The organism is Megasphaera cerevisiae DSM 20462 (genome assembly GCF_001045675.1).
Taxonomy (GTDB): Bacteria; Bacillota; Negativicutes; order Veillonellales; family Megasphaeraceae; genus Megasphaera; species Megasphaera cerevisiae.
Map to the genome: position 1 here is coordinate 1 of NZ_LEKT01000022.1, position 26,683 is coordinate 26,683.

The 26,683-nt window shown below is 46.6% G+C and carries 19 protein-coding genes and 1 pseudogene; 4 read left to right on the forward strand and 16 right to left on the reverse strand.

All coding sequences use genetic code 11. The features are described 5' to 3' along the window. The 9 genes and pseudogenes from AB840_RS18270 to recG all read right to left on the reverse strand — a co-directional run. Nucleotides 1-141, reverse strand: a 141-nt coding sequence (locus tag AB840_RS18270) for a helix-turn-helix domain-containing protein (protein ID WP_152669410.1), incomplete at its 3' end; no start/stop codon positions are given. Between the two features lie 153 nt (nucleotides 142-294). Then, nucleotides 295-590: pseudogene (locus AB840_RS07825) on the reverse strand (TonB-dependent receptor domain-containing protein); the annotation flags it as partial. Between the two features lie 419 nt (nucleotides 591-1,009). Further along, entirely contained in the window at nucleotides 1,010-1,807 is a 798-nt protein-coding gene (gene surE, locus AB840_RS07830; protein ID WP_327077814.1) for a 5'/3'-nucleotidase SurE, read from the reverse strand. Between the two features lie 14 nt (nucleotides 1,808-1,821). Continuing rightward, nucleotides 1,822-3,072, reverse strand: a complete 1,251-nt coding sequence (locus AB840_RS07835; RefSeq protein ID WP_048514281.1) for a glycosyltransferase family 2 protein — start codon at nucleotides 3,070-3,072, stop codon at nucleotides 1,822-1,824. A 20-nt stretch (nucleotides 3,073-3,092) separates the two neighbouring features. After that, a complete protein-coding gene (locus AB840_RS07840) occupies nucleotides 3,093-3,767 on the reverse strand; it encodes a CDP-alcohol phosphatidyltransferase family protein (protein ID WP_048514282.1) in 675 nt (224 codons plus the stop codon). Beyond that, nucleotides 3,764-4,402 carry a phosphatidylserine decarboxylase gene (locus tag AB840_RS07845; protein WP_048514283.1) on the reverse strand — a complete coding sequence of 213 codons (639 nt, stop codon included), beginning with the start codon at nucleotides 4,400-4,402 and terminating at the stop codon, nucleotides 3,764-3,766. Before AB840_RS07845 ends, AB840_RS07840 begins: the two co-directional genes overlap by 4 nt. 9 nt (nucleotides 4,403-4,411) lie before the next feature. Further along, complete coding sequence (locus AB840_RS07850) at nucleotides 4,412-5,149, reverse strand: WecB/TagA/CpsF family glycosyltransferase (protein ID WP_048514284.1); 738 nt, start codon at nucleotides 5,147-5,149, stop codon at nucleotides 4,412-4,414. 20 nt (nucleotides 5,150-5,169) lie between these two features. Beyond that, a complete protein-coding gene (guaB, locus tag AB840_RS07855; RefSeq protein WP_048514285.1) occupies nucleotides 5,170-6,627 on the reverse strand; it encodes an IMP dehydrogenase in 1,458 nt (485 codons plus the stop codon). A gap of 128 nt (nucleotides 6,628-6,755) precedes the next feature. After that, entirely contained in the window at nucleotides 6,756-8,792 is a 2,037-nt protein-coding gene (gene recG, locus AB840_RS07860; RefSeq protein ID WP_048514286.1) for an ATP-dependent DNA helicase RecG, read from the reverse strand. Between the two features lie 135 nt (nucleotides 8,793-8,927). Here recG and rpmB point away from each other — a divergent pair, with 135 nt between their 5' ends. Next, nucleotides 8,928-9,119, forward strand: coding sequence for a 50S ribosomal protein L28 (gene rpmB / locus AB840_RS07865; RefSeq protein ID WP_048514287.1), 192 nt, complete (start codon nucleotides 8,928-8,930; stop codon nucleotides 9,117-9,119). 55 nt (nucleotides 9,120-9,174) lie between these two features. Here the strand turns inward: rpmB and AB840_RS07870 are convergent, their stop codons facing one another. The 6 genes from AB840_RS07870 to ppsA form a co-directional block, all read right to left on the reverse strand. Continuing rightward, nucleotides 9,175-10,278 carry a flavodoxin family protein gene (locus AB840_RS07870; protein WP_048514288.1) on the reverse strand — a complete coding sequence of 368 codons (1,104 nt, stop codon included), beginning with the start codon at nucleotides 10,276-10,278 and terminating at the stop codon, nucleotides 9,175-9,177. A gap of 12 nt (nucleotides 10,279-10,290) precedes the next feature. Next, a complete protein-coding gene (locus AB840_RS07875; RefSeq protein WP_048514289.1) occupies nucleotides 10,291-11,292 on the reverse strand; it encodes a Rossmann-fold NAD(P)-binding domain-containing protein in 1,002 nt (333 codons plus the stop codon). A gap of 423 nt (nucleotides 11,293-11,715) precedes the next feature. Beyond that, entirely contained in the window at nucleotides 11,716-16,584 is a 4,869-nt protein-coding gene (locus tag AB840_RS07880; protein ID WP_048514290.1) for a nucleotidyl transferase family protein, read from the reverse strand. Nucleotides 16,585-16,670: 86 nt separating this feature from the next. After that, nucleotides 16,671-17,492, reverse strand: coding sequence for a pyruvate, water dikinase regulatory protein (locus AB840_RS07885; RefSeq protein ID WP_048514291.1), 822 nt, complete (start codon nucleotides 17,490-17,492; stop codon nucleotides 16,671-16,673). A gap of 1 nt (nucleotide 17,493) precedes the next feature. Beyond that, on the reverse strand, nucleotides 17,494-18,135 hold the full coding sequence (locus AB840_RS07890; RefSeq protein ID WP_048514292.1) for a helix-turn-helix transcriptional regulator: 642 nt from the start codon (nucleotides 18,133-18,135) through the stop codon (nucleotides 17,494-17,496). Between the two features lie 143 nt (nucleotides 18,136-18,278). Further along, nucleotides 18,279-20,669: a phosphoenolpyruvate synthase gene (ppsA, locus tag AB840_RS07895; RefSeq protein ID WP_048514293.1), complete on the reverse strand. Its 2,391-nt coding sequence runs from the start codon at nucleotides 20,667-20,669 to the stop codon at nucleotides 18,279-18,281. Nucleotides 20,670-21,027: 358 nt separating this feature from the next. Between ppsA and AB840_RS07900 the strand changes: the two genes are divergently transcribed. After that, on the forward strand, nucleotides 21,028-23,076 hold the full coding sequence (locus tag AB840_RS07900; RefSeq protein ID WP_048514294.1) for a transglycosylase domain-containing protein: 2,049 nt from the start codon (nucleotides 21,028-21,030) through the stop codon (nucleotides 23,074-23,076). Between the two features lie 64 nt (nucleotides 23,077-23,140). Here the strand turns inward: AB840_RS07900 and AB840_RS07905 are convergent, their stop codons facing one another. Beyond that, nucleotides 23,141-24,613 (reverse strand): aminotransferase-like domain-containing protein, encoded by a 1,473-nt coding sequence (locus tag AB840_RS07905; protein ID WP_048514295.1) that lies wholly within the window; start codon nucleotides 24,611-24,613, stop codon nucleotides 23,141-23,143. 171 nt (nucleotides 24,614-24,784) lie between these two features. Between AB840_RS07905 and AB840_RS07910 the strand changes: the two genes are divergently transcribed. Together AB840_RS07910 and AB840_RS07915 are read left to right on the forward strand one after the other, a co-directional pair. Next, nucleotides 24,785-25,399 (forward strand): LysE/ArgO family amino acid transporter, encoded by a 615-nt coding sequence (locus AB840_RS07910; protein ID WP_048514296.1) that lies wholly within the window; start codon nucleotides 24,785-24,787, stop codon nucleotides 25,397-25,399. Between the two features lie 33 nt (nucleotides 25,400-25,432). Next, complete coding sequence (locus AB840_RS07915) at nucleotides 25,433-26,584, forward strand: metallophosphoesterase (RefSeq protein ID WP_078791743.1); 1,152 nt, start codon at nucleotides 25,433-25,435, stop codon at nucleotides 26,582-26,584. Nucleotides 26,585-26,683 lie beyond the last annotated feature (99 nt).

The window sequence follows — 26,683 nt, forward strand, 5'->3', positions numbered from 1 at the left end:
TGAGCAATTAAGTGCTTTTGCAATCTGGCGATAAGAGTAACCTTGCTTATGGAGCGCTTTGATTTCGCATCGATCTTCAAATCTTAAGTGTTGTCCTCTTTCGCGAGGTAGGGTATTAATGGTATTATTTAGGTAGTCCATAGTGATTGCCTCCGGTTAATTTTGTGTCGTAACTTAATTTTACCATTGATGCAATCCTATGGATCTTTTTATTTAGTTTTAGTGTTCAATTTCATTCTACAATTTACGATTTAAAAATTTTACTTGTCCTGATATATCTTTTTCATTAATTTCAGGATGAAAATCGAGGAGACTCCCTGTAAAATAGGTGGTCATATAATTGCGAATACGGTTGTAGAAGAGTCCAGCCCGGGCATAGGTATGGGCATTTTCTCCCTCCACAGACAGATCGATATTGACGGACTTTTCCGGCTTCAGGTCGGGATTGTCGATCCAATACCAGCCCAGCCGGCCCGTACCTATCCCTGCCGCACTGCCGCTGTACATTTGTTATAATAGAGTTCACCCATACCCGGTTCCGTATATCCCGTGCCAAAATTAGCCTTCAGGCGGCGGTGACTGTTACGTTTCTTGCCCGTATTTTTTGATTATTTACATGACAAAAGAGACCAGCTGGTTCCGATCCCTGTTGCCAATTACTTGGTACTATTTAGGGGCTTACCCCCCAAAAAAAGATAGGAGCAATATCTAGGTGCCTGATCACCCATTGCGGGCAGACCAACACAGTCGGTATCGGGGCGGCAACTTTTTTACATCTTCATCGCCGTCAAAGTTGCATATACTGTCAATTTTCTCAATATATTTTACAACGACTGCTGATGATGCAGTATTTGATACGGACGTTACTTGTCTTCGAAACGTGTGCGGCTATCAATAAAATACAGCTGCTATGCCGGTAAAAATAACAGCAAAAACGAACCCCTAATTTCTGTCTTTTACCTCAGAAATCAGGGGTCCCGGTAACACGAAAAAAGTACAGCGTACTTTTCTATTCTACAGATTTTTTATTACAAAACGATACCTCAGCCTGCAAACAACTTTGGAGCATATCCATAACCGCTTCTGCTGTCTGCTGCCATCGCAGGGGAGTAATCGCTACATGCCCGCTGCGGATACAAGCAACATCACTGTGCGGCGGCGCCGATTCCATGTCAATGTCCCCGACAATATGATAGCACAGACTGCCGTCAATATCTTTTTTTTCGGCAATGACATTATGATAGATTTGCACCGTCTGCGGTACGACACGCGCATTTTCTAGAGAGATTTCACCGTCCGGCGGCACGTTGACGTTTAATATGCCGGGGAAACGGCCATGGACGATAACACGTTCGATGAGCTGGTGAATCATCGCGGCAGTGCGGATACAGCGTGCTTCGTCCAGCTTGCCCATGGACACGGCAATGGACGGAATTTGGTAATATGGCCCTTCCATAGCAGCTGATACGGTGCCGGAATACAAAACGTCACTGCCCAGATTGTACCCATTATTGATACCGGACAACAGCAGATCCGGCTTGTCATCCGTCAAAAAATATTCCATCGCCATTTTGACGCAATCTACAGGTGTTCCTGAGACGGAGATTTCCCTTACGTGCGGTTCCGATCGCTTTATTTCTTTGCAATACAATGCTTTGTTGATCGTCATGGAATGAGAAGCGGCACTGCGCTGCCCATTCGGGGCAACGACAGTTATGCGGCAGCCGCGGGCAGCCAGCTCACGCTTCAAAATTTGCAGGCCGGCAGCACGCAGGCCATCATCATTCGTCAAAAGAATATGCATCATAATAGAGCAGTCTCCTATTTCTTATTTTCCTTGCGCAGCAGAGAGGCATTGTCATAAGATACAGCGCGGGTATGGATCGTATGGCTCCACTTCTTTTTATGCCGGTCTTTGAAGCCCAGAAAGGTAACAGGTATCCAGCTGTATATAAACAGGGGATAAATGATCAAATAAAACCAGGATTTTACAGGTACTTTGATCTGGAGAAGAACAATGATCGGAATAAGGTATTGTCCCACGCCGAGGACGGTCCACATCTGCACTGGTACGATCTGATACAGGATATTAGTATACAGCGGAATATAGGCATTGATATAGGCCATGACGGCATACAGCGTCGACATCATCATGAAAAAGGGCTGCGAAAGAGTAATGATGCCATCCAGCATGCGGATATTTCCTTTTTGTATGCCCCGGGCAAACAGCTTTGGGATAAACCGGCTGCCGCAGTCGCACTGGCCTTGAGCCCAGCGCTTGCGCTGGCGGCAGGACTGCATAAAGGTCAGCGCTTTTTCATCATAAATAATGGCATCGTGAGCCCAACAGGTACGCACGCCTTCCAAAAGAACTTTCATGGAAAATTCCATGTCTTCTGTCAGACAGTCACAGCCCCAGCCATATTTGCGTACAATTTCCGCGGCAATACACATTCCCGTACCACCCAGCGCTGTCGATAAGCCTATATTGTACTTGGCCAGATGCCACATATGATTGACCAGCCAGAAGGCAATCGAAAATGTCCCGGCAATCCACGTATCTGTCGGATTTTTAGCATCCATGTACCCCTGAATGACTTTTTCTCCTTTGCACAAATGGTTGTTCATTTCCCGAAGGAATTCGGGATGGACCAGGTTATCCGCATCAAAGACGACAAAGGCATCGTACTGCTTATCCTGTGCCAGCATCTGCGCAAACATCCAATCCAGTGCATATCCCTTGCCAACATCCTCTTGGTTCTGCCGGACTTTGACGATGGCGCCATGAGCCACACAGACCTGAGCGGTCTGATCGGTACAATTGTCAGCAACAACGTAAATGTCATACATATTCTGCGGATAGTGAAGGTGTTTCAAGTTATCAATAAGCTGTCCGACAACGGCTTCTTCATTGTGTGCGCAAATCACTGCCGCAAACGTATTTTTAGGAGCTGCTGTTATCCGTTCTTTTCTTTTCATCAGGCCAAAAAGGGCCAATATGAAGTAATACAAAGAATAAAATACAATGATTACTTGGATGGGTATCATAAGGATATCCAATATATGTTCCATACATGACTCTCCCTAAATACTTAGTGAGCAGAAGCTGCATTCATCGCTGTATTGACCAGGCCGAATACAATATACAGCAAGAACGGCATCGTAATGATAAGATGCCAATCAACAAAGATCAACACGAGAATACCAAAAATGACGGAAATGGCCAACGCCGATTTGTGGAGAGTATCTGGACTGGCACCCTTGAAATCCGGATTATGTATTTTACTGACCAGATGATAGCCTAATGCCAGAACAAAAATGCCGACAAGCCAAGATGGCAGGACCGCTCCCGAAATGACATAGGTCGCAATGAGGCAGCCGCCATTGGGAATCGGCATACCTTGGAAATAACCATGCACGACGGTCGTGTTCAGGTTAAATCGTGCCAGACGCAGACCGCCGAAAACAGCATATAGTACCGCCGGCACCGCGCCGATCCATCCCAGATCCTGCAGCGCGTATGTATATATAAGAAACCCGGAAGCAGCGCCAAAGGATACACAGTCTGAAAGAGAATCAAGTTCCTTCCCAAATTCTCCTGCCACGCCCAGGGCCCGTGCCGAGCGTCCGTCACAGGCATCACATAGCATGGCCAGCAGAATACATAGACCAGCGCCGGCAAACATACCGTGCAAGGTCATAATCATACTCAGAACGCCAAAGGCGAGATTGCCCGACGTAAACAAACATGGTATTATATTTTTCATTTTTTAATCCTCCCAATGATGGTTTCACCGCAGCGTACACAGCTGCCCTTCTGCACTGTGATCTCCACATCGTCCTTCACATAGATTTCGGTACAGGAACCGAATTTGATCATGCCGTAAAGCTGTCCGTGAAGAAGTGTATCTCCCAGCGTGACCCACGACACAATACGCCGTGCCAAAACACCGGCAATAACCGTAACCAATATCTGAGTCCGGCCATTGTCTATCCCGATGGAATAGCGTTCATTTTCATAGCCTACGCCATCCTTATAGGCCGGACGGAACCGACCGCAGGTATATTGCTGAAAATTGATGGTCCCTGCCAAGGGAGATCGATTGACATGAGCATTAAAAATAGACAGAAAAATAACGATTTTTCTGCATTTTTGATTCAAATACATATCCTCGTATACGTCTTCAATACCCATTACCGTCCCGTCTGCCGGAGATACCAATGCGTCTTCATCACAGGGAGTCGTGCGACGGGGATTTCTGAAAAAATAGGCAAAATACGCGGCTAAAAGCGCCGGTACCGCAGCCGCATATGCATTGATGAAATAGCCTGCCAATATAGCCAGTATCGCCGGTACTGCAATGAATATGTAGCCATCCTCTATAATAAATGGTTTATTCAAAACATCACCTCAAATCTGCTTAGTTCCCTTGCCGCATTTCACGGCTGCGACAAATTTCGGCAGCGCCAGCATCCGTTTAAAGCGAGTCGGTTCTTTCATAAGACGGTACAGCCATTCGAGGCGGTGCTCCTGCATCCATTTCGGAGCCCGGCAGGCTTTGCCGGAAAGAACGTCAAACGTACCGCCGACACCCATGCAGACGCAAGGCCCCAGCTCATACAAATGATTTCTGATCCACTTTTCCTGTTTGGGAACTCCCAGTGCTACAAGCAGAATTTGCGTTCCTTTCGAACAGATTTCATCGATAATGCCTTGTTCCTCTGCCGCTGAAAAGAACCCCGAGTGAGTTCCGACAATATGGATGTCTCCATACAGTCGTTTCATGTTAGCCACCGCCTGATCGGCCACGCCTTCGGCCCCGCCGAAAAGATAAACAGCCGTTTGGCGTGCAGCTGCTTCACGCAGCAAACTGCACGCCAAATCGACACCCGTTACACGTTCTTGAAATTTCTTTCCCTGCTGTTCCGCAGCCCATAGTACACCAGCGCCATCTGGCACAACCATGTCGGCATGCCGCAGAATATCAGCCAGTTCCCGGTCTTCCTGCGCTAACATAACCATTTCGGCATTTGCCGTCGCAATAGAAGCCACTTTGCCCTCTTCCACACACTTGAAAACAAAATCCCCTGCTTCCCGCAGCGTGACATTTCGTATGGGAATAGACAAGATATCGATTACACTACTCACGGTACCCCTCCGTCCCATAATCAGTTTACGCTGTAGTTCGGAGCTTCCTTCGTGATATTGATATCATGAGGATGGCTTTCGCGCAGACCAGCACTTGTAATTTGAATAAAGCGCGTATTTTCAATCATTTCCTTAATGCTATGGCAGCCGCAGTAGCCCATAGAAGCCTTCAAGCCGCCGACCATCTGAAAAATGGTATCTGCTGCAGGTCCTTTATACGGTACACGACCTTCGATTCCTTCGGGAACAAGTTTTTTGGCATCTTCCTGAAAATACCGGTCTTTACTGCCCTGTTCCATAGCGGCCAAAGAACCCATGCCGCGATATTCCTTATAGCTGCGACCTTGATAAATAACGGTTTCCCCAGGGCTTTCTTCCGTGCCGGCCAGGAGGTTTCCCATCATAACGACATTACCGCCGGCAGCAATGGCCTTGGCCATATCTCCGGAATATTTGATCCCACCGTCGGCAATAATAGGAATGCCGTAACGCTGTGCCACCTTTGCCGCTTCATATACGGCGGTAATCTGCGGTACCCCGATACCTGCAATGATACGGGTCGTGCATATGGAGCCCGGGCCGATACCGATCTTTACAGCATCCACACCACATTCAATGAGGGCCTCCGTGCCTTCCCCAGTCGCCACATTCCCGGCAATAACGGGAAGGTGCGGGTAGGCTTTTTTGATTTCCTTCAGTGTATTCAGCACGCCGACAGAGTGTCCGTGCGCCGTATCAATGACAACGACGTCAACCTTAGCAGCTACCAAAGCATCCAGCCGATCTATCATATCATGAGTCACGCCGACAGCTGCCGCAACGAGAAGGCGTCCGTTGGAATCTTTCGCCGAATTGGGGTATTTGTGCGCTTTTTCAATATCTTTGATTGTAATGAGCCCTTGCAGCTTACCTTCTTTATCGACAAGAGGCAGTTTTTCAATACGGTGCTGACGCAAAATAGCTTTCGCATCGCTCAGGGAGGTGCCGACTGGAGCGGTAACCAGATTTTCCTTGGTCATAATATCACCGATGCGGCGGCTCATATCTTCTTCAAAACGCATATCACGATTGGTAATAATACCGACGAGCTTATCATCCACAGTAATAGGAACACCGGAAATACGGTATTTTCCCATCAATTCATTGGCATCAGCCAATAAATTGTCCGGGTGCAGAAAAATCGGATCAATAATAATGCCATGTTCAGAACGTTTTACCTTATCGACTTCACGGGCTTGGGCCGCAATAGACATATTTTTATGAATTACACCAATACCGCCTTCACGAGCAACCGCAATCGCCATCGGAGCTTCTGTAACCGTATCCATGCCAGAACTCATAATAGGAATATTCAGTTTGATATCCTTCGTCAGATTGGTCGACACATCTACTTCCGTCGGCAATACGTCAGACTTTGCCGGTACCAACAAAACATCATCAAATGTCAAACCTCTCATACCAAATTTATCAGATCTCATGTTTACACCTCTGTATTTGTATTTGAAAAATATAAAATAGTAACACTATCCCTAAATAGCTTATCCCTAATTATAACGGATAACTTCTGATATGTACATATTTACATAGTCACTTTTGTAATATTTTGTCAGTTCTTCAGCAGTCCTTCAAAGGCGGCTCCAAAACGTCGCTGCAATGCCTCAAGAATCGTCTGTTCCATGACAGGTCCTTTGAGATAGTCTGCCGCTTTATCGCGCGCCGCTGCCAGCAGAGACACGTCCCGGATAATGTCAGCAGCTTTCAAATCAGGCAGTCCATGCTGAGCATATCCAAAAAGCTGCCCCGATCTACGCAGAAGCAAATCCTTTTCAGCCAGAACAAAGCCATCATGGATCGTCTCCATCCACTGCAGCCGCTGCCGGGTCTCCTCACTGCCTCCCTTGGACAGAAGAATACAGTAGGCCTGCAGGTTGCCCCGTCCTACCCGCCCTCTGAGCTGATGCAGCTGAGCCAGGCCAAAGCGTTCAGCGCCGTCTACAAGCATAAGCGTGGCATTGGGCACATTGACGCCTACTTCGATGACGCTGGTCGCGACAAGAAGCTGTATATCGCCCCTTTGAAAGGCGTCCATTACCGCTTCCTTCTCTTTACCCGCCATACGGCCATGCACCAGACCGCAGGCCCGGTTTTTAAATACAGATATCCGCAGCTGATCATAGAGCGCAGCCGCGGCTTGCAAATCAACGGTTTCTGATTCCTCCACCAGAGGACATACAACGTAGCATTGCTGTCCTTGCGCCATAAGCTTTTCCATGAACGTGTAAATGCGCCGGCGCATCGTATTTCCTACGACATAAGTTTTTACGACTTTACGTCCCGGCGGCATATCATGAATAGAAGACACATCCAGATCACCGTACAAAGAAAGTGTCAGTGTCCGCGGAATCGGCGTCGCCGTCATAAACAAGGTGTGCGGCGCACGTCCTTTTTGCCGGAGCGCCGCCCGCTGGCGTACGCCAAAACGATGCTGCTCGTCTGTAACAACAAGACCCAAATCCCAAAATACCACGTCCTTTTGAATGAGGGCATGCGTACCGATCAGGATTTGTATCGTCCCCTTCCGCAGCGCATCCAGAAGCCCTGCTTTTTCTTTTGCCGGAATACGTCCTGTCAAAAGGCCAACGCGCACAGGAAGCCCGTGAAATAAGCGTCTAAACTCTTCATAATGCTGTACCGCCAAAATTTCTGTCGGTGCCATGAGCGCTCCCTGGTATCCATTTTCCACGATTTTAGCTAGTGCCATGGCCGCGACAACGGTCTTTCCCGAGCCGACATCCCCCTGAACCAAGCGCTGCATCGGTGTTTCACCTTCCATATCCGCTTGTATATCCAAAAACGCATCCGTCTGGCCTTGCGTCAGAGCAAAAGGAAGTTTTCTGATAAAGGACTGCAGCAGCGGCCCATTAGGAGCACATTTGATTCCCTGCTGCAAACCCTCACGGCGGCGGCGCAGCAACAGTCCCAGCTGCATATCGAATAATTCTTCAAATGCCAGTTGCTGTCTGGCTCTCTGCTGTTCTTCCATGGATACGGGGAAATGCATGCTCTGATATGCCTCCAGCGGTTCCATTACAGAATACCCGGATTGTCTTGCGCCTTCCCATCCCGGTACTATATCACGATGCTGTGCGGCTATTTTCAACGCTTGTTGAACAGCTTTTCGCAGATCTGTCTGATACAAGCCATCCGTAAGCCCGTAGACCGGCATAAATCCGCTTCCCTGCACGGGACCCGGTTCCGTCTCCGGCGCATTCATCTGTCGCCGCCCATACGCCCATTCTATTTTCCCAAAGGCCGACAGTGTCATACCCGTTTTAAATAACCTCTTTTTAAAAGGCTGATTGAACCAAACCAATTCGACGGCACCGCTTCCGTCAGATAGTACCATTTTTAAAATAGTCATGCCCCGCCGGGGACGCACCTCCTGGATCATTCCGACAGTACCGCAAATCAAAACAGGGGCTGCGCCGGCAGGCGTTTCTCCAATACGCTGCACATGGCTCCGATCCTCGTATTCCCTGGGAAAATACTGCAGCAGCTCCGTTACCGTATGGATTCCCAGGCGATAAAACAGTTTTTCCTTCCGTGTGCCAATGCCCTTTATTTGACTAATTAAAAAATCCATAAAAAAACTCCTTGTGTTTTAGTTGTATTTATTGTATCATATTTTGTAGGCTTTTTTAAATAACACTTGATTTCCCTCATTTTTTATGATAAAATTTTCTATGTTGTACTGTAATGGTGCAGGGAGGTGTAACTAATGGCAAACTATTGCGAAATCTGCGGCAAGGGAACAATGAGCGGCATGAATGTCAGTCATTCCCACTTGAAAACGAAAAAAACCTGGAAACCAAATATCCAGAGAGTACGTGCCATCGTGGACGGCGAAGTAAAGCGTGTAAACGTTTGCACTCGTTGCCTTCGTTCCGGCAAAGTACAACGTGATGTTTAATCCCATATAGGAAAAGATGATTCCATATAGAATCATCTTTTTTTATTGTCTTTTTTTAATTATTTTCCACTATCCGTTCAGCCATGGCCGCCGCTCTTTCGCGAATTCCCGGTCGTTGCATGATGCTTTGGGGATCATTGGCTGTCTCGATCAGTGCAAAGTAAGGCGGCAAAATAAAGTTTTTATTACAGGTCATTGCATCAAGAACCTGTTCCGCTACAAGATCACCGCCACTGTATCCGGAAACGACGAGGGCATAGATTTTCTTTTGTGAAAAAGCGCTGACATCCTTACGGAACAGCGCCGTCAACCGATTAAAAAAAGCCATAATATTCGCGCTGACCGCATCATTGTAATTGGGACAAATCAACATAATCGCATCACACCAGCCTACGGCAGGATACACTTTATCCACCATTACGCCGCCATAAAAGCAATCTTCCTGCTCGCCAAAATGGAGGCAAGCTTCATAGCTGCATCCCCGGCAATCGACGACTGCACCGTTGCGAAGAGAGATTTCCGTCGTCTCCACCCGACTGCCCATAGCCTGACGTATCAGTTCCCACAAAAGCAGTGTATTGGAGGTTTTACGACTGCTAGCATGAAGCACCAATATGCGCAGCCTGCGAGGCGGCGCTTCTTTTGGCAGCCCACGCTGCCGGCAGGCCGCAAAAGCCGCTGTCTTCTGTACCAGAGCAGCCGCACTGTTTTTATAAGCCTGCAGCTTGTCTACTCCCTGCAGCCGGGCCTGCGTACTGAAATTATAAAGCGAACCCGTAGCTTCTACCAGCGGTTTACCCGGAAAGGCGCAGCCTGCCTGATTGGCTATGAAAATCAGCTCCCGCCCTATTTTTTTTGTAAAAAGCTCGCTGGGACCGTCTACAATAACGGCCCCGCTCCAGCCGCGCAGGCATTGCGGATGTCCGGTCAGCCAGGAAATAAGACGTATATACGCCAAACTCATGCCCCCCTTTGGCAATACCAGCGCAAACAACACTATATTTCCCTGTTTTCCCTGCTGAGCGGCACACAGCGCTTCCAAAGCTGCTTCCGTATAAATGACGTCAAATGCTGCGGTTCCCAAGGCATCCGCCAGTGCTTCCTCGATTCTCTCCGTACACGTATTTTCATTCCATCCTACCTTAACAAGTGCCAGCATACTTCTGTCACCTCATTTCCAAGGAAGCTCCGCAAGATTGACATATGCCTGCTTCAGCCGTTCATACAATAAACTGCAGACAGCAGCGTCTTCATACACCGGGCCCTGCTCCGTCATCCGATTTTTGACACCAAAATAGGCTCCATTCCCAGCATCACCTAAATATACCGAACCGTAGTGCCATTGCCCCCGCAACGTAAGCAGAATGGACAGCGCCGCAGATGATAATGCCGGTGCAATATAAGGCTTGTACCCCAGTTCCCGCACCATACTATTAGCATGAACGACCAAACCGGTCAGCTGACGCGACAAGACATCATTATATTCAGACAAGCTGTCCGCAAGAACCAGATCCTGCCCATGCGGGCCAAAGGCTCTGCCTTCTGTGAGATAGCGGGAATAGGCCTCATTTCGTTCGGCATAATAACAGGCCCGCGCATTCATGACTCCCAGTCCGTATCCCTGAATCTGGGCCGGGCGGAGACCCGATTCCATAAAAAACGCACGGCATAGCGGGTCTACTGGGTCTGATACGATACACACAAGGCCTTTAAAAGCAGCCTCCCCGGCAAGAGCGGCAGCATGCCGTACCAGTTCCAGATTGGCTTCAAGCTGGGACATGCGCACATCGCCTACGACCCCCACAGGAGGAACGCCCTTGCTGGCACAGAAAATAAACACATCACACGCAAACAGACTGGCTTCATCTATAATGCCGACTGGTGGAAGCATAGGATAAGACGCATCGGCCGTGCCGGCAAAGGGATACCGTACCTGATTCATTTCCATTTCCAATCGTTCCGTGTTGTTTGTATTGATATCACAAATACCCAGAGACTGAATAACATCGGCTCCCAAAAGGCGCAGCCCCAGAAGCATTGTCATGCCCACATCACCCAGAGCCAATATGTGAACCTTTTTCGGTTTCCGGCATAATGGATTGTAATCAAGACGCAGCAGCTCGGAGACACCGATGGCTGCCGGCACCTCACTAATATGATAGGATCGTTTCATTTCTTTCCTCCTATTACAATAGATGTATCGATAAGGAAAGCGGTTCGCTACCGTTCCTCGTCTACCTCATTACTTAAATTGCAGAATGGATGAAGCATGGATCTGGCATTTTCTCCTGGAACTTACCGTCCGTATGAAAGTCTGTCATACGAAGAGCGAGATTCAGAACCTCGGCTATATTACTCGCCTCGTCAGAAAGCACACAGGAAGGTATTACGAGCCTGTGGCTGAATGGTTATCGGCTGCCGGTATTTTACTTAGCCGTATGGATACAAAACGCGCACAACTCAATTTTTCTAAGCTGGCGTTACGCGGCAGCTTTTTTGTCATGTATAAATTTCAGGCAATACGGTTCTTCAATTTATACTTGCCTTTTTACTTGCAGGCTTCCATAACGTATATTATATATGTATATAAAGATTTCTATTGTTTTACCGTTTCCCCTGTACCGTTATCCGTTTCACCCCACCGCAGACGGACAAGCCGTTCGATATCATTTTCGATAAAACGGGTCGGATCCATATTTTCATCAAAACGGACACCAACATCAATATCTGGAACACGGGGATACATAATGACCTCGCCAAGACGTTTCAGCGTCAACCGCTTTTCATAGGTCTCTTGATATACATCCTGGAGCGTATGCATAATAAGGGCCGCATTCTTCAGGCATGTCAGAGAATAGAGGAAATCCGCCCTGGCATTTCCCTTGCCGATAAAGGCTGGCTTGACATAGGGCAAAACCAGATTGATAGACGGATTGCTGTCATAGCCGCTGTAATTATGTGCATTGTCGATACTGTCACCGCCAATAAACGGGTAACAATCTCTTTCGTTCAGCCACACCTCGAGCGTCGGAAGAAAATAAGCACTTTCTGCCTGAATATTTTTTTCGGCCATCATATCCATGGCTTGACCAGTCATGACGCCAACCAGTACTCGTTTGATGTCTATGTCATTTTTCATCAGATACGGAGTCAGCATGCGCATGCGATGGCCTTTATGAAGCAAGTCATCTATGAGGATAACCGGTCTGTTGAAGGATTTAATAGTCTTGACCTGATTACTTACGGATGAATAATGATGCGTCTCCGCAATGGTAAAGCCCTTAACGGATCTGTTGAAATATTTATCAATATGCAGTGTTTTCGTCACCGTATTGGGCACGAGAACATCACTTAGTGCCTTGCCAAAGGGGACCGACATATACGGACCGCGCCGTTTATTTTTATCCTCAATAATTGATACACCGTTGATATCTGCTACTTTGCGAATGATTTTATTATGTACCGCACTCATGTTAAAGGATAACAGCAGCTTGCCCGGATAAATCCGGTTTAACGCTGACAACAGATTATTATGGGCTTCGTAAATAGCCCGCCGCACACGGGGATTTTTATTGAAAGGATTTTTAATCGTTGTCTCCACATCTCGAAAAATAACGATAGGTGATTTCATATCAACGGCATACAAAGGACGTTGGGCACCAGGCGGCGCAATATTGACGAAGCCTTGCCGTTCCAGAGCTGCAATCGTATTTTCGTCATAGCCGGCCTCGTCGACAGGATGATATACAGCATAGGAAAAATCACGAGCAATCAGTTCTGTTAAAATTTCCGTAATGATAATCTGACTAACGTTAGCGATACCCGACTTGTCGTCAGCATACAGAAAACCGATACAGGCAATGCGGCCCGCAGCGGCACTGCGAATATGCGCTGCGATCCGGGAATCGCCGAATTCCTTCAGAAGATGCAGCGTCCCGACACGATGCACTGCCGCATAGGCAATCATAGCCTTGTCCTGACTCGCATCGTCGATATACAAGGTCCAGACATAATCCTTTTCAACATAACGATCAAGAATGTCGGTATCATAGCCTGTATCCCAAAGTTTGCCGCAGACCGGCCAGAGACTTTCGGCCCCGCGCGGCTTGAAGGCGCCAATCCCAATTTCCCGTGCCTCCAGAACATGCTTATATGCCGGTTCACGCAGGTATAAATTATTGTCATAAATAAAATTTTGAGCTACGGCATCAATAAGGTTTGAAATATCACGGTTTAAATCAATATTTTCCCTGATTTTAGTCGAGCTGATGTCCTCGTAAAATTTATCCAGCGTCAGATATATGACATCGGCCTGAATGCCATGACTGACATCGGTATGTTCAACCGCCTCGTTTTCCCGTGTTTCCCGGGCAAAGGCAATATGGTTAACCGTATGAATGGAATCGGCAGACGGTTTGATTTTATATGCCGAAGCATTTTCAATAACATCCGTCCCTACAGCAATATATAATTCCTTGTCCGAAAAAATCTGTTTCAGCCGCCGTATATCAGACGGATTGGCAATATTGACAGGAATATCGTCCGGGAATGGATACATATCCTCTTCGTCAGCAACGGACATATTCATGATTTTGCGACGCATCAGACGGGGCTGAGTATGCTTAGACCAAGAGAATTCATCCAGGGCAAGATATATGTCAAAGCCCAAATCCCTGATTTTTTTGGCTACCGCCTTGTGTCCCAGACTAAAGGGATCAAAGGTCCCCGGATAAAAGCAGGCACGCCGTCCCGTGGCAAAGGCAAAAGGCATACCGTCAAACTCATGCAGTCCAATGTATCTGTATATGTGATTTAGCACGGCAGCATTACTGTAAAAGTCCAGGGTTCCTTCTATATTTTCATCAAGAAGAACCATCATTTTTTTATAGCAATGAACAAATAGAAAATTTTTCTGTTCCATGGACATAATCGGACTGTGAAAAATAAATTTTCCAATATCCCGAAAGGCATCCCGACTCAATTCCTTATCATAATGTGCATAAGCTTTAATCATAATATATAAAAGCCGACGCTGCCGCAATTCGTTAATTTCCGGCGCATCGTGAAATTCAGCGGTAAATTCAGCAAATTTTTCCAAAATAACGCCTACGGTATGAACCATTGCCGATGCCAGAGGTATATTGACTGTCAAAATCTGCGCTTCAATCGTGCTGACAAACTCATCCAGCTCCTGCGGCGGCAGTTTCAAAATCATGCGCCCCAGAAATTCAGGAACATATTTGGAAATCTGCGGATCGCCGATTTCCAGGCCATTAAACAATTCGACGGCCAGTTCATTGCGCTGGGAATAGGTCATGTTAGAAGAAATAGTAAGCAGACTTTCACCGGCGGCGCGACGGACAAAAATAGTTTCACTGACCTTCAATAAATTAGTCAAATGCATTCCCAAATGCATAACACCGCCTACATCACACGGATCATCCACATAACGCAGCATCAGTTCTATATTCGCTACCTTGATGATCCAGTGCGTTCCCTGCTTCAAATCTATCAAGAAAAGATTGCCTTCTTTTTCGGCAAAGGACCGACGGTCTTCAGGCAGCTTCATGATCTGCAGTAAATCACGGTAATACTGCTCCTGTGTATACTGCGGAAACAAATGACGAGCCGCATTTAAAGCAGCTACGCAAAGATCATTTTGCGCAGACTGTCTGGCTTCCCGGATAAATATCGCTGCTGTTTCCATAACATCGGCAGTGATGCAGTCCCGATCCACATCCACCAAAACTTTGAGAAGGATGATATACCGTTCCGGCGGATAGTTCGATGTTTCATAATATTTTCTCATGGCCGTCATGTAGATCGTCCGGTCAGCCGGCCGGCAGCCGGCGAGGACAGCACAAATAAAGCTGCTGAGGCAATAGCCAATCCAAAGTTTATGCTGTTCCGTAAACCGCAGTTCCGGATAGATAATCATTTCCACATATTGTGAAAACAGGGAATAATTGGTAATCGCTTTATCCGGAAGGGAAACACCCTGCGGCAGTTCCTTGGTATACGTATCATTAAATTTTGCCACTATCCGTCCCATCAGAACAGCTGCCTGCATACGAATATCGCCCTCTTTATGAGACAACAGCTCGTAAAGAAATTTCAAGATCATCATTTTCTGATGTTCCGTCATATATGTCGAATATTCTTCAAATATACCGATATACGTGCGAACATTTTTCCACAGTCGTTCACTTCGAGCTGCTTCAATGAGATTTCCAAAATCGCTTTCATCACGAAAAATGCTCATAAGGCGGATATTATGATCAATAGCGGCATATTTTAGCTGATCGACGATTTCTTCTCCCTCCATCAGCACCTTTTCGCGACGGGCCTGCTGCGGCTGAGCTTCCCACTCCTGTGACAGATTTTGAGGCAGCTCCACAGTTACACCTTGTTCAACCATAAATTTTTCAAAGTCTGCGAGCTTGGCATACACCTTCTGATAGCGGTGTTTTTTGGCTTCATCCACATTGTCCAGCTTACCTAAAATGACGTCAAAAGCCTCTGCTAAAGAATAAAAATGAACGATTTCATTTCCTTCCTTATCCCGACTGCTCTTAACGCGAAAATCAGCATAAATCAGCAGCAGCGATTCCACAGACAAATTTTCCAGTTCCAAATCCCACACAGAATGATTAGCCGCTATGTGACCGATAGACGACAGTCCCATACGGCGGCAGCACATTCCCGTGTAATAATAATGCAAATACGGCACTCGTTTCTCTTCATTTTTTTTACAGCCATATTTACCAATATCATGACAAGCTGCAGCTCCCGAGATCAGTGCCAAATCGACAGGCACGGCGAACTGGCACAGCTGCCGGGCTGCATACATAGCAACATAATGGACGCCGCCAATATGCCCCAGCGTGTTAAACGGTGAAATATCCACGCCTATACGCATAAATTCATACACATAATAGTCCGCCGCCAGCTTCCGCATATGCAGATATTCCCGTGTATAGCCCTGGGCCAGAACTTCTTCCTCGCCGAGAAGCATAATCATTCGGGTCGGATCAAAGGGAAGTACACTGTTTTCATACTGATACAGGCCACGCAGAATCTGCATGAGCAGCTGCCGGCCGCTGCGATAGGGGTCGGTACGACCGGCGGCATGAGCAACGCCTTCGCCATCCCAGCCTTTCCAAGCGGCGCCTGTCCCCGGAAACATGCGTTCCAAGACATAGCAATAGCAATACGCCAACCAGCCGCCTTCCGGTTCTTCAGACAAAACGGGCACATATTTCCGGACCGCCGCTACGACCACGCGGGAATCAAATCGCCCATCAGGACAGCAGTCCTCCGCCAGTTGTGCTGCCATCTCCTGAAGGTGACTGGTACGAATATACGCTGTCATTTGATTTTTATCCCGTCCAGTCATTTTCAGGAAGCCGCTGTCCTGCAAAGCCTTGCAAAGAAATTCAAAAACTGCAATTTTCTTTTCTTTCATCGCACTTCTCCTATGCAAAACACGCCGATTATACTATGTTATACCTGCCATAAGAAAACATGTACTTTTACTTAATTCATATCACATTATTCGTGATACAGCTCCTTATTGCGCTTAACAATTTCCATAATGAGATTTGCCGTTTCTTCAATGGCTTTGGAGGATACATCAATAATTGGGCAGTGCAGACGGCGCATGATACTGCGAGCATACGTCAACTCCTCGTTGATGCGTTCAATATTAGCATAACTGGCATTGGAATCAAGTCCCATGCTGCGCAGCCGTTCAGACCGGATAAAATTCAATTTAAAAGGATCAATAATAAGTCCAACCACTTTTCGTGCCGGTATTTCAAATAATTCCGGCGGCAGCGCTACCTCCGGCACCAGCGGGAGATTGGCGGCTTTAACTCGTTTATGCGCCAGATACATGGAAAGAGGCGTCTTTGATGTACGAGAGACTCCAACAATGACAATATCGGCCTTGAGAAAGCCCATCGGATTCTTTCCATCATCAAATTTGACCGCAAATTCAATAGCTTCAACACGTTTAAAATATTCTTCATCCAGCTGATGGATCATACCGGCCTTCATGGTCGGTTCCGTATCGGTCAACGTACCTACACCGGACAGCATAGGCCCGATAATATCCACTACAGTCACCTTGGCAGACTGCGTCAGATCCTTTAATTTACGGCGCAGCACCGGTGAAATGATCGTATAGCAAATCATAGCCTTATTTTCTTCAGCCTTTTTCACCAATTCCTCTATCTGCTGTTCCGACCGGATATACGGGAGACGGACAATATCAAATTCCTGCTTGTCATACTGACTGGCCGCTGCTCGTGCGACACGCTCGGCAGTATCACCAAGGGAATCAGAGCAAGCATAAATAATGGGTTTCGACACGTTAATTTCTCCTTCCTAACCCGCATTCTACAAATAAACGAGTTATGTTGGTTTTAGATATTCTTCCGACAATCTGTAAATCTTTTTTTTCTTCCTTTTCCGTACTCAGCACGTTTACTACAGGAAGACAATCCACTTCGTATTCTATCATACGCTGTGCGGCAACCAGTGCTTTTTCATTGGGTTCCACATAAATCAATTTGCTTACCGGCGTCATAACCATGCGCACCGGCAGCGCCCGCAAATCGTTGTTGCCCATTGCGGTTTTCAGTAAATCCTTACGGGATACGACTCCTGCCAAAATATTATCCGTACCGACAAAAACAGTCCCTACATCCTCGGTAAACATGGCAATAATAGAATCATACGCACTGGTATGTTCCCCTACAATAACAGGCTGTGACAGGCACGATTCAATACTGATATCTGTAATGGCCCGGGACAACAGATCTTTTTCCTTATTTCCTGTAAAGAAATAGCCCAGCTTGGGCCGCGCATCAACGAGTCCCAGCATAGTCAGAATCGCCAGGTCGGACCGCAGTGCCGCCCGGGTCACATGCAGCTGATTTGCAATATGCTGCCCTGTTATCGGGCTGTGTTCCTTGACAATTTGTAAAATCGTTTCCTGCCGTTCCGATAACATATTGTGATTTCACCTCCTATTCTTCAAATAATAAGCACTACCGGTAATATTGTACCATATTTATGAAATGATATATACATAAAAAAGGCAGGGCCAAAGTATTCCGCTCATTTCTTTGGCTCCGCCTTTTTCAGTCTATCTGCTTACCATGTATAATCTTCTGTATCGGCACGGCCCTTGCCAGTCAGGGAGTCCATTAAAATGCGCTGTTCAATCTGCGCAACACTTTTACGAGTGGAGATAACCGCATCAGGATTAACGGATACTGAATCAATACCGCTCTTGATCAAAAATTCCGTAAAATCAGGATACACGCTCGGAGCCTGCCCGCAAATGGAAACCGTCTTACCTTCTTTGTGCGCTACAGCAATCAAATGCCGGATAGCCCGTTTGACGGCCAGATTGCGTTCGTCAAACAACGGCGCTACCGTATCATTATCCCGATCGCAGCCCATGATCAGCATAGTCAAATCATTGGACCCGATGGAATACCCATCGACAAATTTATTAAACTGGTCTGCCAGTATAATGTTGGACGGGATTTCCGCCATCAACCATACCTTAAAATCGGGTCCGCGATGCAGCCCTTCCGCATCCATCAGTTTGACAATTTTTTCCATTTCATCTACACGGCGGCAGAAGGGAATCATTACATTGAGGTTTTTATAACCGTATTCTTCACGCACCTTGGAGACTGCCTGGACTTCCAGCTTAAACGCTTCCATATATTTGGGATCATAATACCGTGAAGCCCCGCGCCAGCCTAAGAGAGCACTGCTTTCATGAGGTTCGTAGGCATCGCCGCCTTTAAGATTACGATATTCGCTGGATTTAAAATCACTGAACCGCAGGGTAACAGGACGGGGAGCCAGTGCCTGGCATACCTTGCGTATTCCATCAGCCAGTTGATCAACAACACGTTCCGGATGTCCGATTTCAATCAGATACAGCGGATGTTCATGAATAAATGTTGTCCAGATAAATTCCTCCCGCATTAATCCTATGCCATCACAGGGGAGTACACCATATTTTTCAGCTAAATCGGGATTGCCAAGATTCATGTATATCTTGGTTCCTGTAACCGGTACGAATTCGACTGCCGCTGTCGAAATTCCTACCGGACCTGCGGCTGCCGGCTTGGCAATATCTTCCACAATTCCTTCATATACAATACCATTTGTCGCGTCTACAGTAATATCCATACCGTCCTGAATCGCCGTCGTCGCCTCCACACTGCGGCTCTTCGTTCCAACGATACAAGGTATACCCAGTTCACGGCTTACAATGGAAGCATGGCACGTCATGCCACCGGCATCTGTAACAATAGCCTTTGCTTTTTTCATAGCCGGCACCCAATCCGGTGCCGTCATGGTCGTAACAAGAATTTCCCCATCTTTGAATTCTTCAATTCGGGATGGATCCAGAATTACGTGTGCTTTACCGGCAGCCTGTCCAGGACTGGCAGGAAGCCCTTTGACTACGGTTACTCTATCTTTGGTCATTGCTATACTCACACCACTTTCTGCTGTTTTTTCCTTATTTTTCTTAGACCATACCGTTTCCGGACGAGCCTGGAGGAGCCATATTTTATTGTCCCGTTCATCAACGCCCCATTCCATGTCCATATAACATCCGTAATGCGCTTCGATCGTTTTGGCATAATTTGCCAATTCCCGCACTTGTTCATCCGTAATGACCGGCAGCTTTTGTTCTTCCATAGGAACAAGCTGTTCTTCGCAGTCACCGCCCGGCTTGCGGACCAGTTTTACCGGTTTGGTATTAATCATTCTGGAAATAATAGTCAGATCATCTTTTTTTATCTTGAAATTGTCCGGCGTAACCGTCCCCTGAACAACATATTCGCCCAGACCCCATGCGCCTTCAATAGTAATTGTCGAATCATCACCAGTGACAAGATCAACCGTAAACATAACCCCTGCCGACTTAGAAAAAACCATCATTTGAACAGCCGCACTCAGCGCTACCTGCAAATGATCAAATCCTTTTTTTGTCCGGTAATAGGTGGCCCGATCCGTGAAGGTAGAGGCATAGCATTCCTTAACTTTCTGGATCACCATATCCGCACCCTGTACATTCAAATAGGTGTCCTGCTGACCGGCAAAACTGGCATCCGGCAAATCTTCTGCCGTCGCGCTGGAACGAACGGCTACAAACGGATCCGCCTGACCCACACGCTTACCTAGTTCAATATAACTCTGCCGAATTGCATTAGCCAGATCTTCCGGCATTTCTGCACTGCAGATCGCGCTGCGAATGGCCGCCGTCACAGTACGCAGCTGCACCGGGTCTTCTACATCTGTAAGATCTTTCAGCAATTCCCGGATTTTCACATCCATACCCGTTTCACTCATAAAACGGCGATACCCCTCTGCCGTTGTTGCAAATCCATACGGAACCGGCACATTGGTCTGAGACGTAAGTTCTCCCAATGACGACGATTTACCGCCGACAAGCGCTACATCAACCCGGCGTAATTCATCAAACCATAATACCAAAACCTTATTTCTGTCCATTCCCCTTACCTCCCTGGCTAATTGTATATGCTAATTTGTTGATTTCACTATTTATGGTACTCTATTCGTATTTTTTTGTCAATAGTTTTGTCTTTTTCTTTGGATCATCTTTATATATAACATATGTTATTTTTATATTTTAACGTTTTACGTTATGTTATTTTGTTTTAGTTATACACCATTAGCATTAAAAGCACGGATGCATGTCAATCGAGTAATTCTCTTTGCAGTGATCTATCTATATATCCTGATAATATATAGGATAATATATTTGAATGTGCTATAATAAGAAATTAGTAAAGTTTATTTATCAATTATAATAACACCAAGAACATGTCATTATCGTTTAGGAGGATATATGTACACACCCAGACGCCGCGCTAAACACGTCAAAAAATCAGGAGCAATGCATCGCATCCGAATTTTGATCGCTTTATGTTTTGTCATTATCGCCGGCTTAAGCTTTGGTTATATTTTTGCGGCATATCAGAGCCTGCCCGCCGTAGGAAACAATATGCGGCCGGCTGTTTCATCACAGGTCTTCGATATTCACGGCCGTCTCGTTACGACGCTTCATTCCGATCAAAACCGGCTGCCTATCGATATCAACAAGGTACCGCCCAACTTGCAGAACGCGTTTATCGCCGCTGAAGACAATCGTTTTTATGAACACATCGGTATTGATCCCATTGGGATCGTCCGTGCGCTTATTACCAATCTGACGAATCGCGGTATTGCTCAGGGCGGCAGTACTATCACCCAGCAGCTGGCAAAAAATGCCTTCCTATCGCAGGAGCAAACACTGAAGCGTAAAATTCAGGAAGCTATGCTGGCTCTTGAAATCGAACGCAAATATAGTAAAAAAGAAATTTTAGAAATGTATATGAACCAGATTTACTTCGGACAAGGGGCGTACGGCATCCAAACGGCTGCCAAAACCTATTTTGACAAGGACGTCGATCAATTGTCTTTGACGCAATGTGCCCTGCTGGCAGGACTTCCCAAAAGCCCTAATTATTATTCTCCTTTCAATAATCTAAATGAAGCCAAAAGCCGCACCAATGTCGTCCTTGATCAAATGGTAAAATATGGTTATATTTCACAAGCTGACGGTGAAGCTGCAAAAAAAGCAGATTTAGAGCTGACAAAAAAGAAACAGACTAACGAAAATTCGGAAACGGCTTCCTTTATCGATTACGTATCTCAGCAGGTCGCTCAAAAATACGGCGACGATGCCTTATACAAGGAAGGCTTGAAGATTTATACTACGCTGGACGTAGAAAAACAGCATGAAGCCGTACGGGCGCTTCGCCAGCTCCCCGACAATTATAAGGATAAAAACGGATTGACTCAGCCCCAGGTCGCCATTGTATCTATTGATCCGAAAAATGGTCATATTCTGGCTATGGTAGGCGGCCGCGGTCAGGACAGTTTCAATCGCGCTACAATGGCTGTCCGTCAGCCTGGTTCCGCGTTTAAGCCTTTTGTCTATCTGACGGCGCTGCAGCATGATATGACGCCTATGAGTACAATGGAGGACAAGCCAGTCACCTATGGCAGCTGGAGTCCAAAAAATTCCGAAAACAGTTTCAGCGGTACTATGACCTTGAGCGAGGCACTGGCATTATCAGTCAATACCGTCGCCGTTCAGCTTGCCGATAAGGTCGGTCCCGGCAATATTATTGCCAATGCCAAGAAGATGGGAATCACGACGCTTGACGCAAAAGATGACAATCTGGCAATGGCGCTTGGTGGTTTGACCCGCGGCGTAACCCCGCTGGAAATGGCCAGCGCTTATGGCACCTTTGCCAATAAAGGAGTCCATGTTACACCTACTGCCATCATCAAAATTCTTGACAGAAACGGAAACGTGCTGGAAGACGACTCGTCTCTTTCCGGAGAAAAAAACAAAACGCAAGTCATGTCGGAAAAGGAAGCATATGAAATGACCTATATGCTGGAAGGCGTCATCACGCATGGCACAGGCACGGCAGCCGCTATCGGGCGGCCAGCCGCCGGAAAAACGGGGACGACCGACGATAACAAGGATGCATGGTTTGTCGGCTATACGCCGGATATTGTGACCGCCGTATGGATCGGTGATGATACTGGCGCACACAGCCTGGGTGAAGTCTACGGCGGCACGATTCCTGCCGAAATCTGGCATGATTATATGTCTGCGGCCACAGAAGATGAAAAAAGATCCGACTTCTCCATTCCAAGCGGCATGGAGCGTATCGTAGAAAAACCAAAGGAAGAAAAATCAGCTGAAAAAAAGGATATTAAAAAGAAAAGCGCTGCTGAAACAGCAGGCAGCAAGACAAAACAAAAATCCGAGGAACAGCAAAACGCAGCAGATCTGCAGCAAGCGAAACAGCAGGCAGACCGAAATAATAAAGAGCAGTAGTGCAAACAAAAAAAACGCCGTTTAAAGCGGCGTTTTTTTTATACTCTATACAGCGTTTTGTATGTTACCGAGCCAGTTGTTTCAGTATACCCACCATCTTTACTGCGGCCGCCTCAAATTCCTCTGGAGTCGTATAGGCATAAGACAACCGCAGTGAACGATTATGTCCAAAATCATATATATCACCGGGATTGATAAGAATACCTAAGGAGGCTGCTTTATAAAATAAAAGTTCCATATCTACATTTCCCTGCAGCGTGAGCCATATATAAAATCCGCCCTGCGGTACATGCCATATCGCAATATCCCGATAATACCGCTGCAAGACATCAAGAGCACTGTCACGGCGGCACCGCAGTTTCCTGCAGAGTTCTTCCGTATACGCATGATACAGACCGCTGGACAGAAATTCTGTCAAAACGAATTGGGACAGCAGACTGGCACCATAATCAACCTGCATTTTTACGTCACTTAGACGCTGCACAATCGGTTCCGGCGCAATGATCCAGCCTATTCTCAGACCTGGAGCCAGCGATTTAGACGCACTTCCCAAATAGATTACCATGCCGCCCTTATCTAATGCTTTCAGCGGCTTTACAGGCTTACCGTCAAAACATAGGTCCTGATAAGCCCCATCTTCAATGACCGGCAGCCGGTGCAACGCACAAAAATCCAGCAATTCCTGCCGGCGCGTTTCTGGCATTGTGATTCCCGTTGGATTATGATTGGTCGGTATGGTGTACAGCAGGGAATGAACCGATGCCGCATTACCGGACAGACGGTCTGCAATTTTCCAAAACTGCAGACCCTTGTCATCCATCGGTACACCGGACAAGCTCATCCCTGCGGATTGAAAAACCTGAATAGATTTTAAATAAGTTGGCGCTTCCGTATAAACCACAGACCCACCTTCCAGCAAGCTGGCCGAAATAAGCTGCAGTGCCTGCAGTGCCCCAGATGTAATAAGAATACAAGACGGCGGCGCATACACACCTATGCGTTCCATATGTTTCGATACGGCCTGACGAAGAGCTTGCAGACCCAGCGGTTCGGGATACCCCAAAGAGGAAATACGCCTACCCACTTGTTTTAAAACTATCCGCATCATCGCCTGTGGAAATAACCGCGGATCCAGTTCACCGGTTCCCAAGCGCACCATATTGGGCACAAATTCCAGTTGATTAATGGCCTGGACAATCCTATTATTTTCCCGAAAATATCCGGAAGAAACATAGTTTCCCCAGTCTGTATGTCCCGGCAGCAGCAACGACCACGTATTACTGACAATCACTGTCCCGGCCCCATGGCGGCCTTCAATAATTCCGAAAGCAGTCAACGCGTCTACAGCCATGCCGATAGTACTGCGGTTGATTCCAAACGATCTTGCCAATGCGCGCTGTGAAGGAAGCCGCGTACCGATGGACCATTCTCCATCGGCGATTTTCCGGCAAACAAAACGGACAATTTGTTCATATACAGGTATGGTACTTTGACGATCTGGTTGCCAATCAACACGTACCGGCAGTATTCGTTTCATTTTTCCTCCTTTTGGCTGGGTCTGATTTTACTCTTTTGGCTGGTTGCACACACCGGCTTCTTTGCTATACTATAAAAAGAAAGCGAAATCTATCCCCTATATTATACATCAGAAAAAGCCATATCGCATATATACCGGCCCTTTTTTGGCTGGTTTTAGAAAGGAGATTCTATGCAATTTTTTTTACAAGGTCTAACCATGGGACTGGCATATATTGCACCGATCGGCATGCAGAACTTATTTGTCATCAACGCCGCCTTGAAGTATTCTCGCAAGCGGGCCTTACTGACGGCAGGAATCGTCTTATTTTTTGATATTACGCTATCCATCAGCTGTTTTTACGGTATTGGTCTTATCATGTCTCACTACAAATGGCTTCAATTTGTCGTTCTTTTAGCCGGCAGCTTCATTATTATGTACATGGGTATCCACCTTCTACGGACAACGCCTCATGTTGAAGAATTCTCTCACCCTCAAGCCTCCCTAAAAAAAACGATTTCGGAAGCCTGCTTCGTCACTTGGCTTAATCCTCAAGCGCTGTTGGACGGCACCATGATACTCGGAGCATTTCACGTTACCCTTACGCTGCAGCAGTCCGCTCCGTTTATGTCTGGAGTAATTGCCGCTTCGTTTCTATGGTTTACTGGCCTGAGTCTTTTGATCTCTTTTTTCAGCCGGAAATTTACCATAAAGCATCTCCGACGCATCAACCAGCTCTGCAGCGTGATTATCATTTTCTATGGTGCCAAGCTTCTTATGACTTTTTTCTCTATCTTTTTTATTTAACCCTATGATTGAAATCGCTCACTCAAGTGGAGTATGATAGTAGCAGGATATCATATATTAGGGAGTGATGCCATTGTGTTCAATCGTTACACTTTTTTCTGGAAATTAGGCGGCCTTACCCTGATAGGAAATTTTCTTATGTGGTGGATGTACCGAAGCGCATTTTCGTTTCTTTATCCTTGGTGGAGCCTGATTGCATTTATCATTCTATCCTTCTGCTTTCCCTTGTCCCACAATGCTATTCATGACGTCCCTGTATGGGCTGCCAGATGCTTTTCCTGGATCGGGGGATATTGGCTTATATTTACGATTTACTCCGTGCTGGGTGCCTGCATATATTTTCTACTGTATGTAACCGTTTCTCTCCTGGGTGACGAGAGCGTATGGAATGCTGTCAGAGTATGGATAAGCAATATAGTTTTTATATTGGTTATGCTTATTCTTATTGCCGGAAGCTGGCGGGCCTTTCATCCAGTGTACCACCGCATTGAAGTGACAACGGAAAAAGAAATCCCGGAAACGACAATCGCGTTTTTGACTGATACTCATTTCAGCCCTCTTCTCAGCCATTGGTACGCAAAAAAGATGGTGCGGCATATTAATGCCATTCATGCAGATGCGGTTATTTTCGGCGGTGATATTATTGATGCCCACCTTGATTTTATATACCGCGATCAAAGTTATCTTCATCTAATGAATATCAAAGCTCCGCTCGGAGTCTATGCCGTATATGGTAATCATGATTATTTCGACAGCGATCTCCGCAAAGAAGCCGCTTTGTTTTCCTCATTCCGCTTTCTCTGTAATGACCGGATATATGCAGCAGCGCACATTGCCATTACCGGACTTAATGATTATATGCATGAACCGGTAGACCAGCTTCCCGCAGTAGATAAACGTGATTTCAATATCGCAGTGGATCATGAACCGCTGCGCATTATTCCGGCAGAGAAGCAAGGATATGATATGTATCTGGCCGGTCATACCCATGGCGGCCAGTTTTTCCCGGAAACCTATATCAACAAGCGGCTATATACACTCAATTACGGCTGCCGCCGTTTTGGCCATTTGCTGGCAATCGTATCCAGCGGTTACGGATTTTGGGGAATACCTGTGCGTACCGGACCATCCCCGGAAATAGTGCTGCTTCACCTCCGGCATAACTCGTCGTCCACAACCGGATAGTATATTTTTTGCATGCATTGTTATGCATGCACTTTTAATTCCTATCTTTGGAAAATAATTATCCAAAAGTATTGACACGTTGTATTATTTTCGATATAC

Bases quoted from the DNA above. Each gene is read 5' to 3' on its own strand.
- AB840_RS07915 (WP_078791743.1), top strand. From the start codon at position 25,433: ATGATAGTAGCAGGATATCATATATTAGGGAGTGATGCCATTGTGTTC.
- AB840_RS07870 (WP_048514288.1), bottom strand. From the start codon at position 10,278: ATGCTGGCACTTGTTAAGGTAGGATGGAATGAAAATACGTGTACGGAG.
- AB840_RS07840 (WP_048514282.1), bottom strand. From the start codon at position 3,767: ATGAAAAATATAATACCATGTTTGTTTACGTCGGGCAATCTCGCCTTT.
- AB840_RS07880 (WP_048514290.1), bottom strand. From the start codon at position 16,584: ATGAAAGAAAAGAAAATTGCAGTTTTTGAATTTCTTTGCAAGGCTTTG.
- AB840_RS07910 (WP_048514296.1), top strand. From the start codon at position 24,785: ATGCAATTTTTTTTACAAGGTCTAACCATGGGACTGGCATATATTGCA.
- ppsA (WP_048514293.1), bottom strand. From the start codon at position 20,669: ATGGACAGAAATAAGGTTTTGGTATTATGGTTTGATGAATTACGCCGG.
- AB840_RS07875 (WP_048514289.1), bottom strand. From the start codon at position 11,292: ATGAAACGATCCTATCATATTAGTGAGGTGCCGGCAGCCATCGGTGTC.
- recG (WP_048514286.1), bottom strand. From the start codon at position 8,792: ATGGATTTTTTAATTAGTCAAATAAAGGGCATTGGCACACGGAAGGAA.
- AB840_RS07900 (WP_048514294.1), top strand. From the start codon at position 21,028: ATGTACACACCCAGACGCCGCGCTAAACACGTCAAAAAATCAGGAGCA.
- rpmB (WP_048514287.1), top strand. From the start codon at position 8,928: ATGGCAAACTATTGCGAAATCTGCGGCAAGGGAACAATGAGCGGCATG.
- AB840_RS07835 (WP_048514281.1), bottom strand. From the start codon at position 3,072: ATGGAACATATATTGGATATCCTTATGATACCCATCCAAGTAATCATT.
- surE (WP_327077814.1), bottom strand. From the start codon at position 1,807: ATGATGCATATTCTTTTGACGAATGATGATGGCCTGCGTGCTGCCGGC.
- AB840_RS07890 (WP_048514292.1), bottom strand. From the start codon at position 18,135: ATGTTATCGGAACGGCAGGAAACGATTTTACAAATTGTCAAGGAACAC.
- AB840_RS07905 (WP_048514295.1), bottom strand. From the start codon at position 24,613: ATGAAACGAATACTGCCGGTACGTGTTGATTGGCAACCAGATCGTCAA.
- guaB (WP_048514285.1), bottom strand. From the start codon at position 6,627: ATGAGATCTGATAAATTTGGTATGAGAGGTTTGACATTTGATGATGTT.